This is a genomic window from Photobacterium lutimaris (assembly GCF_003025555.1).
Taxonomy (GTDB): domain Bacteria; phylum Pseudomonadota; class Gammaproteobacteria; order Enterobacterales; family Vibrionaceae; genus Photobacterium; species Photobacterium lutimaris.
This window is the reverse complement of the sequence record NZ_PYMH01000048.1, coordinates 1-572: the sequence shown is the minus strand read 5'-3', so window position 1 is coordinate 572 and position 572 is coordinate 1. Positions and strand designations below refer to the sequence as shown.

The following is a 572-nucleotide window of genomic DNA, read 5'->3' as shown; positions in this document are numbered from 1 at the left end:
TAACGCCTGCAATAAGGTGTGCCCCACAGAACCAACAAAGCACACTGAACTCCGTACCAAAACCGCCGAGTGTAACGCATCACCTTGATTGCCTTGTTATGTTTTGAGACTCGTCATGCACCAACTAAACTTTCATCTGATGATTGCATTAACTTTTTTATACTTCTTATTGCAGCAGAAATAATTGTAACAATTAGAACAGCAATCAAATTGACAGATAGTTCTACTGAATCAAGTTTGAAGCTAATGTAAAAGCTCATACCAACATTTAAACTAAATGCCCAAGAACTAGTTGAGAACCCAAAAACTTGTAATAAAAACAGCCAAAATGATAATTTTAGAGCGATATAACTACGCTTGTAGATTTTATAAGCGCAGAAACCATTCAAAAATAGCATGGCAACCAATACCACAAAGAAAACATACTCTAAAGCTGACTTTCCTCCAGCTAAATTTAAGATGAGTAATCCAAGAAAACAAACACCAATCAAACTGTTAATAGCTAACAACCAGTATGTGCTTTTTGTATATTTATTGTGTTTTTCGAACATATTTAACCTTAAAAACATAAC

General features: G+C 34.3%; 1 protein-coding gene. It reads right to left on the bottom strand.

Translation table 11 applies throughout. The features are described 5' to 3' along the window. Nucleotides 1-113: 113 nt before the first annotated feature. On the bottom strand, nt 114-572 hold a 459-nt coding region (locus C9I99_RS26950; RefSeq protein WP_211321966.1), incomplete at its 5' end, for a hypothetical protein.